A 220-nucleotide genomic window follows, 5' to 3' on the forward strand; every position below is an offset into this window, starting at 1 on the left:
AAAATCATATAAGGATAAAACAAATGGAAATATTATAGAGACAAACAAAAAATGGTTCTACCATGGAACCGCAAGCAAGTATGCCTGCACAACCTCATGGTTGAGATGCTCTGGTTCCAATAATTTTGGAGAGTACTGGAAGAAATATGTGGTGGGAACCTATTCATCGTTTGAAAAAATCCGCAAAAACGCTGAAGTGGGGGATGTGATTCAAGTGATC

General features: G+C 38.2%; 1 protein-coding gene. It reads left to right on the plus strand.

All coding sequences use genetic code 11. From position 1 onward, the window contains the following. Positions 1-220: hypothetical protein (locus CSX02_RS13800; protein WP_207653782.1), on the plus strand; the 220-nt coding region annotated here is incomplete at both ends.

The organism is Agathobacter ruminis, from assembly GCF_002735305.1.
Classification (GTDB): domain Bacteria; phylum Bacillota; class Clostridia; order Lachnospirales; family Lachnospiraceae; genus Roseburia; species Roseburia ruminis.